Here is a 15,386-nt window from a genome sequence, read left to right on the forward strand (position 1 = left end):
CCATCCGCTGCTTGCGTCACTGCAAACGGACACTCCGCAGGCATCTCTACGAGCCTCCACGAAAACGTCGATATCAATCGATGCCCGTGCTATCTTAACGCCTATGGGGAAGGCCGGGTGCAGGCCGCACCCATGGCCCGCCAGCAACAAAAAAAGCTGGCGGCAGTTACCACAGGATTGGCCAAATCATCCGGCCTTCCCTGCGCGATGGTTTTAACGGTTTCCTTCGCGCTCTCCCCAGGAACCGAGCTTTCTTGCTCCTGTCGTCAGCGAGATCATCTCTCGCCGACTTGGCCTCAGCGTCGGGAGGCCAGGACCACACGACTTCGCCGTCCGCGACATCGCTGCTCGTCCGGCAACGCCATCGCGTCCATCGCATCCCGCCTCGCGTGTCGTGACGATCGCGATGCGCCCCTCTCATCGAGGCGGGACACCGACAATGAAACATATTTTTACGAAAAACGGAAGCAAAATATTTTTGCGCCGGGGACTGGACATGCCGATAGAATCAACGTTGGCGCTGCTTGCGGACGCCAATAACGCATAGCACGCGCACCGCGCACGCCGTTGCTGCCGCGCCAGTTCGGGCGCATCATGGCCTGCTCGAACGGAGGACCACATGATCGACCACGTCGGCTTTCCCGTATCCGACTATGATCGCGCCAAGGCCTTCTACGCGGCGGCCCTTGCCCCGCTGGGATACACGTTGATGATGGAAGTCACCGACGAACAGACCGGCGGCCATGGCGACCACGCCGGTTTCGGCGACACCCGCCCGGATTTCTGGCTCGGCACCGGCCAGGCCGCCGTGACCGCGACTCATGTCGCGTTCCGCGCCAAGGACCGCGCGACCGTCGATGCCTTCTACAAGGCCGCGATGGCGGCGGGCGGGCGCGACAACGGCGCTCCGGGCCTGCGGCCCCATTATCACCAGGACTATTACGGCGCCTTCGTCCGCGACCCCGACGGCAACAACATCGAGGCCGTCTGCCACGACCCGGCGTGACGGCCGAGTCATCGCTTCGGCGGCGCTCCAGCCATTGTCCGCATGATCCCTCGGGTCAAGCCCGAGGGCACGTTTTATGGGACGATCAATCCGGCGACCGCTTCGTCTTCGTCCATCAGCACGCCGTGCTGTCCCGGCGTGACCATGACCCCGGAAATAAATCCTTTGGGATCCAACACGACTCGCCAGTGCGACACGCCGTGTTCCTGCTCGATCGTGTAGACGTCATCGCCCTGGTTATCGACACCGAGATATCGGACCGACTGAAGTGCCCCCAATGGCGCAATGACGGACTGCAATTTTGACAACCGAACAGTGGACGACCAAGACCGCGTATCGTCATAGTCGAGATTGCCAGTGATGACGCCGTTAACGACGCGGGTCAGGGCGGCGTCACGTCCCCCGTCCGATGACTGCGTTTTCTGTCTCTCCGCCGCCGCACTCGCGATCCCTTGCGCCGTGGCCGCATCGATCCGCATCATCTTCACGTCGCCGCCGCTCCGGTGCACGATCAGCGACACTGCCTTTCCCGTCATGTCGGGGATGAAGGTGATCTGTACATCGTTTCGTCTGTAGAAAAATTCCGTTGTGCTCCGCGGGTAGATCGGATGTCCTGGCTGTTCCGAAAGACTCGCGGCCAATTCCTGCCCGTCGCGGGTGATCCGCAGGACAGCGTTGCCATACCGATAAGCTCCGACATAGCCGTCGAGCAACTGGGGATCTACTGATATCTCCTGGTACGATGTTTTGCCGGCGAGTTCGGCCTTCGGCGGAGCCACTTCAGCCGCACAAACCGCGAGGCTGACACCAAGGCAGGCCATCGCCATCGTCCATATCCGCGCGCGTCTGGTTTTCGTCCGCATGTTTCGAATCCTTTGCTCCAGGAATGACTTCGATCCGAAGCTGGCGATCGCCAGCGCGTGGCTTGCAGACTGCCTTTCACCGACGGCGATGAGGGTCTCGCCATAGCGTGCAATGGGGTGGCCGAGGCTCAGGACTCGGGCGTCACAGTCGATTTCAATTGCCAGGCGGAGACGCCGCAATTGCCACCACAGCACCGGGTTCCACGGCATGCAGACGAGAAGACAGATGGCGATCGTCAGCAGCCGACCGTCATGCGCGTCGAGATGGGACTGCTCATGCGCGATCACCAGTTCCTGTTCGCCGGGCGACAATTGCGTCAGCCAATGCGGCACCACGATAACCGGACGCAGAAACCCAACGACGGCGGGGCCAGAATCCTTCGATATGCAGACGGCAGTGCCCGCCAGGTAACCCCGCTGCCAGCATTGCCGGCGCCACGATAAGCCTGCGCTACTGGCGATGATGACGACGGTCAGCGCCACGGATGCAATGCGCCAAGCCCATTCCAGCGGCGTACCCACACCGTAGAATGCCTGGATCCGATCGCCGTCGGCGATCGGCCACGCAACCCGCGGGAGTTCGATTGCCCGCGCCTGCAGCGGCGCAAGCATGTTGGGAGATATCGCTTGGCCAGTGAGGCGCGTCATTTCCGGGATTTGCACCGAGATCCTGGGAGCGACGAGGGGGAACACGACAGAGGCAACGATGCCCAATCCCCACAGCCACCGCGTCGGCCTTCGTCGAACCTGCGCCGACCGCTCGAACGCGAGGGCGGCAAAGCCTATCAGCAGGCTCACGATGATGGCGTAGAGCATCCAGGACAACATTCAAATCATCCTACTAGTCTTATAGTAGATCATGCCGGGTTCGACGGTGCCTGTCAACTATGAGAATAGTTTCGAATCTCTCCGTTCTTTGTCTCAGAGCGCGTCGAGCGCGGCGCGGGAGGGCCCGATCGGCAGCCACACTGGAATGCGGCGCCTGGCGAGCCAATAGGGCCGCCACAGCGACCGCCAAAGGATGCGGTCGAGCGGCGCCGTACCCCATTTGCGCTGGCTCATATCGATTTGTGACAGATCATGCATGTGCAGCCATTTCCGCGCCGCCCACGACAGCTCGCGCGGCACGTCCGCATTTCCAGGCCCCCTCAGTTCGACGATCATCGGCAAGGGATCACGAAAGGCGCAGGCCACTTTGAGCGTGGCGACGCGTGCGCCATCGCGCCGCACGCTCCAGAGCCGCGAGCGATTATGCGCCAGGTTGTAACCATAGGTGCGCAGGCAGTTCTTCATGGCCGCCGCTTCCGCGATGATGGCGGCAGTCGAACTCAACGGCACGAAATCGTAACCAGCCACTTGACCCGGCGCGAGCCACATGTCGGCGATCGGCTGACGGCCGAGATTGAGATGCAATGCGATGATCATCCGCCAGTCGTCAGCGGCGTCGACGGCCTGATCCATGCGCATGTCCGGCGTCCATGGCTTATTGATCATGTCGCATCCAAATGTCGCCGGCTGGACGGAAAACCACGACCAGAGAGCGATCAGCCGCAATCGCACAGGGTTCACCCGCGGTGGCGCGGCACGGACGAACTCGCGCGCGATCCATATCGCGGCCGGCGCGTGCGCGAGCTCGGCCGCCTCCGCCACGACCTGCAACCAGGCCGGGGCAAGTTTTGGCGAACGCGGCAGGTGGTTGGCGATCTGCCGGCGAAACAAGTCGCCGTCAGGCAGATTTGGGATCGGACCGCAAAACGCCTCCGGTGGCAGCTTTCGCAGCCACATCGGCACGCCGGCGACCGCCGCCACCTCGGCGAGGGGCCTGCCATCGATCACGCATGCCAGCGCCCGCGCCGGATCGAGCCCGGGCCGCGGGACTGCCAGCGCAAATAGCAGCGCGGGAAAGCTGACCGCAAGATCCGCAATGCGGGCGTGCCGCATGGCCAAGGCGCGCACCGCGCCCTGGCAGCGGGGATGAAATCGCCTGAGCCGCCGTTCGAGCAGGTCAGCGCGCCCGGCCTCCCGACGAGGGGCCAGCAACAGAGACGAAGGCATGACAACACGTCCGCAGGTACGGACCACTGATTGAATTGAGTTTGAGGGTTTTGAAATCTCATCCGGGACTTAAAATCCCGGGAGCGCGTCACGTATCGCGCGTCGAACCCGGGAAGCGCGCAGCCATAGACATGGTCGCCTCCATCATTGGTGTTGCGGGCAGCTCAATAGCCGGTTTTGCAGCAACACGCAACACGAGACCGCATCCTGGCGGCTACTTCAAATGCGCAGTCGAGCCGTGATCGCCTGTGAAAGCAGCGAAAGCAAAGGCGCTACCAGCCGAATGCGGTGAGCGTTCACGCTTGGCGTCACCACTCATCCCTCTTTGCGGCTTCATGGTTGGCCCCATCGGACTGTTGTGTGACGGAATTGCTCCCTCAAACGACCTAGAAACGGACGAGCCGAGCCCGGGCCTGCCGACCATGCCGGCTCATATTGGGCAGACGAAGCCCGGACCTAGCCCTTTGGAGCGCCGGCCCGCAGCGTCTCGATCTCGCGGGCGATGTTCGCTCTTGCCTGGCCTTAATCGTGCGGCGAAGGTCGCGTCCGGGCAGATCACCGGCCGGGCCGCAAAGCGCTCGAGCGCGGCAAGGCGTCCGGCACGATGGGCATCGTCGGGGGCATGTGCGTATTCGCTGCGGATCGCCGCCGCATGGGCTGCGTAGGCGGAAGGCGCAGCGCCGAGAATTTTGAGATCGATCGAGATCAGGATCGCGCCGAGGCGATCGTCCGGCCGTACATCGTGCATTCTGGTCAACCTGATCATACGACGAGTTTTGCGCTTTCGTCCTCATTATCGGAGCGAGTCGGATTGTATATGATGTCGTGCAACCAGATCGCCGCGATCAGGACGTCGCGGTCGCGCGCGCTCAGTCCTGCCACGCCGTCGAGCGCTGCGAGGCAGTCCTCGATGTGCCGCAGGTGTGATTAGAGGACGACGTCAGGCCTGCGCCGTCAGAAACACGTCATCCATGAACAATGCGTCGATGCCCGACTTGCGAAACGTGACGATCGCGTCGGTGGGTGCGCAGACGATCGGTTCGGAATCGTTGAACGACGTGTTGACGACGATCGGCACGCCGGTCTTGGCAAAGAAGCAGGAGATCAGCTCGTGAAAGCGCGGATTTGATGTCCTGCTCACGATCTGGACCCGGGCGCTGCCGTCCTTGTGGACGACGGCCGGAATCAGGTCGCGCCGGTCATCCCTGACGGCGCATGCGAACAGCATGAACTCGTGGCTCGCCGTCTGCGTACCGACCTCGAACCATTCCTCGGCGTGCTCCGCCAGGACACTCGGCGCAAAGGGACGAAAATCTTCCCGGTGCTTGACCTTCTGATTGAGGATGTCGCGCATGTCCGGCCGGCGCGGATCGGCCAGCAGCGAGCGGTTGCCGAGCGCCCGCGGGCCGAACTCCATGCGGCCCTGAAACCAGGCGACGATCTTGCCGTCCGCGATCAAGTTGGCCGCGTCGCGCGCGGGGGACTTGCTTCGCCGTGCCGCAAAACCCGCCGACTTGACCGCGGCCAGAATGTCGCTCCGCTTGAACGCGGGCCCGAGATACGGCGTGGATTTGCCGCGCTCGGGCGGGCGCTTCTGCGTCGCGCAATGCACGGCAAAGGCGGCGCCGATTGCCGTGCCGGCATCGTGCGGCGCGGACGGTATGAACACGTTGGCGAACTCACCGGATCGCCTGACGACGTCATTGGTCACGCAATTCAGCGCGACGCCGCCGGCCAGACATAGATTGTCGAACGGCACCCTGCGCTTGACGCGCCGGACCAGCGCCGTGACCGCCGCATCCGTCGCCTCCTGCAAGGCAGCCGCCATGTCGGCATGCCGCGGCAGAATCTCGGCATTCGACTCGCGCGGCGGCCCGAACATGGCTTCCATTCTGGCGAACCCGCTGCCGTGAAAACCGAGAAACTCGCGGTTCACGCCGTAATTGACCTCGTCGGCGCGCACGATCGATCGAAGCTGCTCGCGGAAGATTTCGGGATCACCGTAGGCGGCAAGCCCCATGACCTTCGACGCATCGTAATGCGAGAAACCGAGATAGCCGCTGAACACCTCCCACACGAAGCCGATCGAATGCGGGTATTCGAATGTCTCCACCGACTGGATGCGGGTGCCGACCGCCTTGGCGAGCGTCGAGCCGGCCGTCTCGCCGATGCCGTCGATGGTGAGGATGGCCGCGCGATCGAAGGGCGAGGGAAAATAGGCCGAAGCGGCGTGCGCCATGTGGTGCGGCACCAAATGCAGTTTTGGCCCCAGCGAACGTCCCAGCAGGTCTTCGATGGCACCGCGCACCTGGCCGAGCCGCAGCCGAAAAGTTTCCTCCAGCCGCGGATCCCACCACTCGGCGCGATATTGCTTGCGACGCATTTTTGCATCAAACGAGTAGGCGACGCGACCGATATCGCGGGCGGTGAGCCCGGCAGCGTTCAGGCAATGGCGAATGGCCCGTTCGGGGAGCTGATGCGGGTTGTCGAACTCGGCCTGCTTGCCGTGCTTGATGCGATTGAACCGTTCTTCCTCGACGGCGACAACGAGCTTGCCGTCGACCAGCAGCGCGGCGGCCGACTCGTGATACACTGAATTGATTCCAAGGACGTTCACCAGCCCTCCTCCACCCATCCATCTCTTCCGCTCTGCAAGCGCCGTCTCGATCGGATGTCCGCGCCGTTCATCACATCGAGATTTGCGGCCCGCCTGATGAACAAGTAGGCGGGCCCGCAGCAGAATATCCAACCTGCGGGAAATAGTGAGGTAGTATCGTGGCAGGCCTGCGACGCGGCTCGCCGACGCTACCGATGACGGGCTGCGTCACCGCCCCGCGTCAAACAAAACAGAGCGTGTAAATTCAACGCCGGATTGCAAGGCCGCCTCGCAGTCGCATTGGTGAGCCGATCGGCAGCGACCCGCCGGGGCATCTAGGATCCTTGCAGGCGGATCACGTTCCATGACGCAGGGGCGAGCGTCGCGTCGAGCCCGGTATCGCGAACGGCGACGCCGCCGAGCGATCTTGGTTGGATGCGGTCAGGTTTCTCCCTGGAGTTGATCGCGTCCAGATCGGCGTCGCAGAGCTGATGCGCCTGCACGAGCCGGAAACCGGCAAAACCCCGCGCGGTGAGCCCGACTGTCATCGGCTCCGTCAGATGGCGGTTGAGCAGGAACAGCGTCAGTATCGCGGCCTTGTCGTCATGAACGGCCGACAGTTTCAGATACGGCACGGCGGGCAGCGGATAATGGGCGTCCACCGTTCCCCGCGGATCGAAATAGCTTGCCGCATAGGTCGGACAGTCGACGACGGCGCGCAGCACCTGGCCGCGCCCGAGTCTAGAGAAATCCGCGAACGGATGGAAGATCGTCTGCCGCCACGCGGGCCCGCCGGTCGCGGTCATGATCGGGGCGATCGCGTTGACGAGCTGCGCGAGGCAGGCCGCCTTGATGCGGTCGGCATGATTGAGCAGCGAGATGCAGGCGCCGCCAAAGGTCAGCGCGTCCAGCATGGTGTAGGGCTCTTCGAGAATCTCCGGCGCGACCGGCCAGCCCGGCTTGACGCGGCCTTCGCGGCTCCGGCGGGTGCGGTACCACACGTTCCACTCGTCGAACGACAGCATGATGCGCTTGTCGGAGCGCCGTCGCGCCGCGACCGCGTCGGCAATGGCCACGACCTCTTCGATGAAATCGTCCATCAGGTCCGGGCTCGCGAGGAACGCGGCCGCATCATCAGCGTAATTGTTCAGATAGGTGTGCAGGGAGATGTATTCGACGTGGTCGAAAGTGTGATCCAGCACGACGTCTTCCCAGGTGCCGAATGTCGGCATGGTGCGGCCCGACGAGCCGCAGGCCGCGAGCTCGATCGAAGGATCGATCCACTTCATCATCTTGGCGGCCTCGGCGGCGATGCGGCCGTATTCGGCCGCGGTCTTGGTCTCCATCTGCCACCAGCCGTCCATCTCGTTGCCGAGACACCAGAACCTGATGTCATGCGGCTGCTCAAAGCCGTGCTTGCGGCGCAGGTCCGACAGCGCGGTCCCGCCCGGATGGTTGCAATATTCGACGAGATTGCGCGCGGCGTCCCCGCCGCGCGTGCCGAGATTGACCGCGAGCATCGGCTCGATGCCGGCGGCGCGGCACCAGTCGACGAATTCGTTGGTCCCGAACGTGTTCGGCTCGGTCGACATCCATGCGAGATCGAGCCGGCGCGGGCGCTGCTCGACCGGCCCGACGCCGTCCTCCCAGTTGTAGCCGGAGACGAAATTGCCGCCGGGATAGCGCATGATGGTCGGCGCGAGCTCGCGCACCATTGCGAGCACATCCTTGCGAAATCCCCTCGCATCGGCTTCGGGATGGCCTGGCTCGAAAATGCCGCCATAGATGCAGCGGCCGAGATGCTCGATGAAGGCGCCGAACAGCCGCCGGTCGGTTGCCCCGATCACATTGTCGCGGTCGAGTGTCACGGCGGCCTTGGGCATGCTCTTCTCCTCGTTCAGGTGTTGGCGGCAATGGTCGGCTTGCCGGCGTCCTCGGGCGACAGCACGGACGCTTTCAGAAGGCGCGAATATGGATGCTGCGGGTTGGCGAGCACCTCGCGCGCTGCGCCGCTCTCGACGGCGCGGCCGCGCTGCATGATCAGCACGCGGTCGCTGATGTAATAGGCGGTCGCGAGATCGTGGGTGATGTAGACGATCGATACGTGCAACTCGTCGCGCAGCGATCTGAACAGGTTGACGATCGACATCCGCAGCGATGCGTCGACCATCGAGACCGGTTCGTCGGCGACGATCAGTTTTGGCGCGGAGATCAGCGCCCGCGCAATCGCGGCGCGCTGCAGCTGCCCGCCGGAAAGCTCGTGGGGAAAGCGGCCTCTGAGCTCGGCCAGCGACAGGCCGACTTGGTGCAGTGCCCTGTCGGCGAGCGCATCGACCTCGGCGCCGCGCGCATCGGCAAGGCGGCGCGCGCTCATGAACAGATAGCGGTCGACCCGCTTCAGCGGGTTGAAGGCCTCGAACGGGTTCTGGAAGATCGGCTGCACCTGCCGCATGAAGTCGGCGCGCGCATGATTGCTGCGGATTTTCGCCACATCGGTGCCGCGAAAACGGATCACGCCGTCGGTCGGTGTCGCCAGATTGAGGATCATGCGCGCGAGCGTGGTCTTGCCCGAACCGGACTCCCCGATGATCGCCACGATCTCCGGCCGGCCGGCCTCCAGACGCAGGCTCAAATCGTCGACGGCCCGCACGACGCGCCGCGCCAGCAGGGTGCCGGAAACATAGGTCATTCCGACCCGATCGATGTCGAGCAGCGCGCTCATGGCGCCGCCATCCCGCCTGGCGGCGCCTTGACCCAGCAGGCCACGCGATGCCCTGCGGCGACCTCGACCATGGGCGGGTGCTCCCGGCGGCACATCTCCATCGCGAGCGGACAGCGCGGATGGAAACGGCAGCCCGGCGGCGGCGCGGCGAGGCTCGGCGGTGCGCCGTCGAGGCCCTGCTTCGGTTCGATGTCGCCAATGCGCGGCAGGCTGGTAACGAGCTGCGCGGTGTAGGGATGGCGCGGCTCACGGATCACCTCGCCAGTGCGGCCCTCCTCGATGAGGCGACCGGCATACATCACGCCCAGCCGGTCCGTCGCGTTGGCATGCACGCCGATGTCGTGGGTGACGAGAATCATCGAAGAACGGATCTGGCGCTGCACCTCGCGTAGCAGGGCGAGCACGTCCTTCTGCACCACCACATCGAGCGCAGTGGTCGGTTCGTCGGCCACGATGAAATCGGGCCGGCACACGCTGGCCAGTGCAATCGTCACGCGCTGGCGCATGCCGCCGGAGAGTTCATGCGGAAAGCTGCCGAGCACCGCGGGATCGAGCCGCAGCCTCGCGAGGTGATCCTCGACCAGCGCAAGGAACTGCGGCATCGGCTTGCCGATGTGACGGAAGGCGAAGTCGACGAAAGATTCCCGCACCCGGCGTACCGGATTGAGAACATTCATCGAGCCTTGCAGGATGTAGGAGAGATGGCGCCAGCGGATGCCGGCGAGCCGCGCCCGATCCAGGGCGTAGATATCGCAGGCGCGGCCGCCGAAATCGAACCGCACCGAGCCCTCGACGACCGCCAGCGGCGGGCGGATGGCACGGACGATGGTCCTGATCAGGGTCGATTTGCCGCAACTCGATTCGCCCGCGAGCCCGTAGATCTCGTTGCGATCGACATGGAGGGTGACGCCGTCGACTGCGCGCACGTCGCGGCTAACCCCGAAATGCCAGGTCTGGTAATAGGCCCGCAGGTTCGCCACGTCGAGGACGCGCTCCGCATCCGCAACCTTCGCAAGCGGCGCGCTCATCCGGAGACGTCTCCCATGCGCGCGAGACGGCTGCGCGGGTCGATGTATTCGTTGGTCGAAATGGCGAGCAGGAACAGTCCGATGAACAGGATCATGACGAACAGCACGGGAAAGAACACCCACCACCAGACACCGGCAACGAGGGCGGTGTGCTGGTTGGCCCAGTAGATCATGACGCCCACGGTCGGCGTGTCGATGTCGGTGAAGCCGAGCACGGACAGCGTCACCTCGAGCCCGATCGACCAGTTCATGTTGTTCATCGTGGTGTAGAACACGATCGGCAGCACGTAAGGCAGGTGCTCCTGGAACACGATCTCGCGCGTGCGCATGCCGGAGAACACGCATTGTTGGGTGAACTCGCGCGAGCTGAGGCTCAGCGCGACCGCGCGAATCAGCCGCGCGTCATAGGCCCAGCCGAGCGACGCCATGGCCAGCGCCAGCAGCGGCCACGACATCCTGTCGCGCAGCACGAAGTAGAACAGCACCAGGAGCGGGAACAGCGGGATGACGATGAAGGTGTCGTTGACCGACATCAGCAGGCGATCGACGATGCCGCCCTTGTAGCCCGACCACATCCCGATCGCGATCGAGACGAGGCGCGAGAGGACCGCGACCGAGAGACCGAACAGCATCGTATTGCGGATCGCGAAGGTGAGCTGCCAGAACACGTCCTGACCGCGCGAGGTGGTCCCGAACCAGTAGGACCAGGAGGGCGGCAGGTCCGGCGGGACCACGAACTGGTCCTGCGGAGGATAAGGCGAGACCAGCGACAAGGCCGCGAACGCCGCAATGAAGCCGGTCAGGATGGCGCCGAAGCGGAACTCTGTCCGGTATCGCAAGAGGTCGCGCAGAACAGTGAACATCACGCGACCTTCACGCGCGGATCGAGCAAGGGATAGAGCAGGTCGATGATGAGCACGGCGACCGACACGGCGACGATAGAGACCGATGCAATGCCGATCACGAGACTGTAGTCGCCGGCATGCACGGCCTGGATCAGCAGCGTTCCGATGCCCGGATAGCCGAAGACCTGCTCGGTGATGATGGCGCCGTTGAAGATCGAGCCCAGCGACATGGCAAGCCCGGTGACCTGGGGCGCCAACGCGTTGCGCATGACGTAGGCACCGAGAATCCTGCCGCGGCTGACGCCGGCAAGCTCCGCATAGACGACGTAGTCCTCGCTCACGATGTTGGAAACCAGCGAGCGCATGCCCATGAACCAGCCGCCGACGCCGACCAGCACGAGCGAGGCGACCGGAAGGATCGCGTGGGTGACGACGCTCAGGACGAACTCTGCGTTCCAGCCCCATGGCGTGTTGATGCGATAGCCGCCCGAGATTGGCAACACCGGCCAGAGATAGCCGAACACGATGAGCAGCACGAAGGCTACTATGTAGTAGGGGATCGGATGGACCGCCATCGCCGCGATACCCGCGAGTTTGAGGATGCGGCTCTCGCGGAAATAGCCGGCGAGCCCACCGAGCAGGTTGCCCAGCGCGAAGGCGAGGCAGGTCGAAACCGACAGCAGCCCGACGGTCCAGGGCAGCGCGCGGCCGATCAGCGTCGAAACCGGGGTCGGAAAGGCCGACAGCGATGGCCCGAAATCGCCGACCAGTACGCGCCGCCAGAACGCGGCATACTGGCTGACGGCGCCGCCTTCGAGGCCGTAGAGCTCGCGCAGCGAGGCGCGCATCATCAAGATCGCCTCGGGGCTGGCGTTGCCGAACGAGGTCGCGGCCGACACGGTCTGCTCGACCGGGTCGATCGGGGTCGCGTGCGAAATGAGGTAGGCGAGATTGATGCCGATGAAGACGACGAGCACGAACTGGGCGAGCCGTTTCAGCGCATAGATCGCGTAGGCCTGCATCGGTGCCCGCACTCTCCAGGTTGCTCCGGCGACAGATCCATCACGCCTGCCCGCTTCGTCACTTCGCCGGCTTCAGCCGCACCATCATGGCGCGCGAGTTGCCCCAGTTCGGCACCGGATCGGTGTAGGGGTCGCCCTCCGCGGTCGGATATCCGGTCCAATAGGTCTGATCCATCACGGTGAAGACGTTGTAGGCCATCAGCGGGATGATCGGCATCTCGCGCACCGCGAGCTTTACGAATTCGCGTCCCAGGTCGACGCTTTTCGGATCATCGAAGCCGGTGCTGCGGATCTGCTCGATGATCTTGTCGAGCTCCGGCGAAGCCCAGCGCTGCCAGTTGCGCGGCGTCTGCATCTTGCCGGGCGGCGCCACGAACTGCGAATGCCAGCTGTCGAGGAAGTATGACAGGTCCGGGTGGCCGCCATAGGTCTCGACGCTCCACGAGATCATGGCGTCGAAATCACCGGCTTGACGGCGGTCGGGTAACGTGCCCTGCGCCACCTCGGTCTTGGCATCGATGCCGAACTGCCGCCATTGCTGCGCGATCATCGAGCCGGCCCGGGTCATGACGGGACGCAGATCACCCTCCACCACGAGGCGCACCGCGAACGGCTTGCCGTCCGGCGTCATCCAGTCATTGCCGCGCCTGGTGAAACCGGCCGCCTGCAAGAGTTCGCTGGCAGCCGCAGGGTCGGGCTTCCACCAGCCGCGCCCAAAGGCTCTTGCGATGTCGTCAGCGGAGGTCGGGATCTGCTCGCCCATCGACGGCCGCAGCATCTCGGCGATCTGCCTGCCGATATTCGGATCGTACGGCTTGATCGTCCGCTTGCCGGTATCGAGCTCGAAATCCCTGAGCCACGCCTCCATCGGCGCGTGGTAGCTCTCGGTGTGTGTCCCGGTCGGCGGGATCGCGATCGCGGAGATCGTCGCGGCTCCGCGATACGAAGCCATTGAAACCGCCTTGATGTCGATCAGGAGCGCAAGCGCCCAGCGCACGCGGCGGTCCTTGAACGTGTCGTTCTGCAGGTTGAAGATCACCGCCGGCAAGGTCGGGTCCGGATGGGCGTAAGGAAAGCCCTTGAACCAGCCGCGCGACGTCTTCGATTGCTTCGCCAGCGTGAACATACCCTCGGCCGACGTGTCGTGGATGATGTCGAGCTCGTGGTTGAGCTGGGCGATCACGCGCTTGTCGGGCGGGCCAGGATCGACATAGGCGACGTATTTCGGACCCGGCTTGCCGTAGCGGCCGAGCGTCGTGCGCTGCCAGTCGTCGCGCAGCTGCCAGATGAACCATTTGCCGTTCGGATCGTAGCTATGCAGCACATAGGCGCCGAGCGAAACCGGCTTGTTGAAGTCGAATTTAAGCGGGTCCGCGACCTTTTCGAAGACGTGCTTCGGCATGATCCATATGGCGCCCCAGCGCACCGTGAACAGCGAATGGAAGCGCGAGTTCGGCTTCTTGAGCTTGAATATCACCGTGTTGCGGTCCGGGGCGGATACCGAGGCGACATTGATCTGGAACGGGGCGCTCCAGCGCAGGCCATTCGTCTTCATGTGCAGCTCGGTGGTGAACACCAGATCATCGGCGGTGAACTCCACACCGTCGCTCCAGTAGATGCCGCTGCGCAGCTTCACGGTCATCTCGGTGAAGTCGGCATTGTAGATCGGCTTTTCGGCGGCGAGCGAGTTCATCCACACGCCGTCGAGCCCGTGCTGGGGGTCGAGGTACCAGAGCGTGTCCATCGCGAGCTGGTGCAAGCCCGTGGACTGGCCGCCGGCATTGATCGCCCAGATGTTGAACCAGCCGGCGTTCTTGATCGTTCCTTCGGGATTTTCGACGATCAGCGTCTCGTTACGGGGGAGATCGGAGATCAGTTCCTCAGCGCTGGCAGAGACTGCGCACATTGCGAGAAACAAGGCGAGCGCAAGATGCCGCAGCGCATGCATGGTTGCCTCCCTTCAGTTCTTCTCGTTGAACTCAGTAAGCACCCTCGATTGTTTCCGTCAATCGCTATTTCCGCAGCGCCCACGCGCCCGCCCCTCACGATGATGAGGCGCGAGCGAGCCGGTCATGAGGTATCCGGACGCGCAGCTTCACTGCGTGGGGCTCCCCGAAAGATACGCGGCGGGATCGCCGCTATCGATCAGATGCTCGATGGTACGCTGCAGCGGCGCGCTGATCGGAACGTTGAGATTGATGTCGTTCGGCGGAATCGGCGCCTGGAACCATTTGGCATAGATCTTCCTGATCTCGCCGCTGCGATAGACCGCGGCCAGCGCATCGTCGACCACCTTCTTGAAAGCCGGGTCGTCGCGCCGGAGCATGATGCCGTAAGGCTCGACCGACAGCGCCTCCTCCGACACCATGTAGTCGCCGGGCGCCGCCGAATGCGCCATCCGGCTGTAGAGCAGGATATCGTCCATCACGAAGGCGTCGGCGCGGTCGGATTCCAGCATCCGGAATGCTTCGCCATTGTCCTTCGCCGCGAGGATGGTGAGGCCGAGATTGCGCTGCGCGTTGAGCTCGCTGAGCTGCTTGAGATTGGTAGAACCGATGGTAGAGACCGCGATCTTGCCCCTGAGGTCGTCCAATGTCCGCAGATTGGCACTCTTCTTGGCCATGAAGCGATTCGCGGCGACGAAATAGGTGATCGAGAACGACACCACCTTTTGCCGCTCCATGTTGTTGGTGGTGGTGCCGCATTCGAGATCGATCGTGCCGTTCAACACCGATGGAATGCGGCCCGACGGCGTGACAGGCACGAGCTTGATGTCGAGTTTTGGCAGGCCAAGCCTCGCCTTCACCGCGTCGGCGGCCAGGTAGCAGAGGTCCATGGCATAGCCCACGACCTTCTCGTTGCTGTCATAGAAGGAAAACGGGGTCGATGATTCACGGTGACCGATCGTGATGATGCCCGTGCTCCGGATCTTCTCCAGCGTGCCGGTGAGTTCTTCGGCCATCGCCGCATGGCTCGCGACGCTCAGCGCGGCTGCGGCCAGCATGATCTTGATACGCATCGCTCCATCTCCTCGTTGAAATCGATAAATCATGTCTGCAATCGCCCGGTCATTTCTCGCTTCATGCCGTAAAGAGGCGGCTGGCCGGCGGGCCGCGCCGGTCGAGACGGGCCGGTCGGCCCACGATCGCAGCGTACTGGTCGATCGAGGCCGGTCGCCCGAGCAAATAGCCCTGCGCGAAATCGCAGCCGGCTTGCGCCAGAACATCGAGCTGCGCCTCGGTCTCGACG

Annotated in this window: 12 protein-coding genes; 1 reads left to right on the forward strand and 11 read right to left on the reverse strand. The window is 63.8% G+C overall.

Going from position 1 to position 15,386, the window contains the following annotated elements; translation table 11 throughout:
- Positions 1-619 precede the first annotated feature (619 nt).
- On the forward strand, positions 620-1,006 hold the full coding sequence (locus JOZ76_RS19315) for a VOC family protein (RefSeq protein ID WP_291700868.1): 387 nt from the start codon (positions 620-622) through the stop codon (positions 1,004-1,006).
- Positions 1,007-1,080: 74 nt separating this feature from the next.
- Here the strand turns inward: JOZ76_RS19315 and JOZ76_RS19320 are convergent, their stop codons facing one another.
- The 11 genes from JOZ76_RS19320 to JOZ76_RS19370 form a co-directional block, all read right to left on the reverse strand.
- The gene (locus JOZ76_RS19320) at positions 1,081-2,697 is read right to left on the reverse strand and encodes a M56 family metallopeptidase (protein WP_291700870.1); all 1,617 of its coding nucleotides are present in this window, start codon (positions 2,695-2,697) and stop codon (positions 1,081-1,083) included.
- A 93-nt stretch (positions 2,698-2,790) separates the two neighbouring features.
- Entirely contained in the window at positions 2,791-3,924 is a 1,134-nt protein-coding gene (locus JOZ76_RS19325; RefSeq protein ID WP_291700872.1) for a hypothetical protein, read from the reverse strand.
- A gap of 430 nt (positions 3,925-4,354) precedes the next feature.
- On the reverse strand, positions 4,355-4,672 hold the full coding sequence (locus tag JOZ76_RS38290; RefSeq protein ID WP_366112794.1) for a hypothetical protein: 318 nt from the start codon (positions 4,670-4,672) through the stop codon (positions 4,355-4,357).
- 192 nt (positions 4,673-4,864) lie between these two features.
- Positions 4,865-6,541 carry a carbamoyltransferase family protein gene (locus JOZ76_RS19335; RefSeq protein ID WP_291700874.1) on the reverse strand — a complete coding sequence of 559 codons (1,677 nt, stop codon included), beginning with the start codon at positions 6,539-6,541 and terminating at the stop codon, positions 4,865-4,867.
- A gap of 314 nt (positions 6,542-6,855) precedes the next feature.
- Complete coding sequence (gene arfA / locus JOZ76_RS19340) at positions 6,856-8,403, reverse strand: arabinosylfuranosidase ArfA (RefSeq protein ID WP_291700877.1); 1,548 nt, start codon at positions 8,401-8,403, stop codon at positions 6,856-6,858.
- 14 nt (positions 8,404-8,417) lie between these two features.
- Positions 8,418-9,242, reverse strand: coding sequence for an ABC transporter ATP-binding protein (locus tag JOZ76_RS19345; protein ID WP_291700878.1), 825 nt, complete (start codon positions 9,240-9,242; stop codon positions 8,418-8,420).
- Complete coding sequence (locus JOZ76_RS19350; protein WP_291700881.1) at positions 9,239-10,270, reverse strand: ABC transporter ATP-binding protein; 1,032 nt, start codon at positions 10,268-10,270, stop codon at positions 9,239-9,241. Before JOZ76_RS19350 ends, JOZ76_RS19345 begins: the two co-directional genes overlap by 4 nt.
- The gene (locus tag JOZ76_RS19355) at positions 10,267-11,133 is read right to left on the reverse strand and encodes an ABC transporter permease (RefSeq protein WP_291700883.1); all 867 of its coding nucleotides are present in this window, start codon (positions 11,131-11,133) and stop codon (positions 10,267-10,269) included. The genes JOZ76_RS19350 and JOZ76_RS19355 overlap by 4 nt, the downstream gene beginning before the upstream one ends.
- Positions 11,133-12,137 (reverse strand): ABC transporter permease, encoded by a 1,005-nt coding sequence (locus tag JOZ76_RS19360; protein WP_291700884.1) that lies wholly within the window; start codon positions 12,135-12,137, stop codon positions 11,133-11,135. Before JOZ76_RS19360 ends, JOZ76_RS19355 begins: the two co-directional genes overlap by 1 nt.
- Positions 12,138-12,195: 58 nt before the next feature.
- Complete coding sequence (locus JOZ76_RS19365) at positions 12,196-14,085, reverse strand: ABC transporter substrate-binding protein (protein WP_291700886.1); 1,890 nt, start codon at positions 14,083-14,085, stop codon at positions 12,196-12,198.
- A 147-nt stretch (positions 14,086-14,232) separates the two neighbouring features.
- The gene (locus tag JOZ76_RS19370; protein ID WP_291700888.1) at positions 14,233-15,156 is read right to left on the reverse strand and encodes an amino acid ABC transporter substrate-binding protein; all 924 of its coding nucleotides are present in this window, start codon (positions 15,154-15,156) and stop codon (positions 14,233-14,235) included.
- Positions 15,157-15,386 lie beyond the last annotated feature (230 nt).

The sequence above is a fragment of the Bradyrhizobium sp. genome (assembly GCF_019244115.1).
In the GTDB taxonomy this organism is placed as follows: Bacteria; Pseudomonadota; Alphaproteobacteria; order Rhizobiales; family Xanthobacteraceae; genus Bradyrhizobium.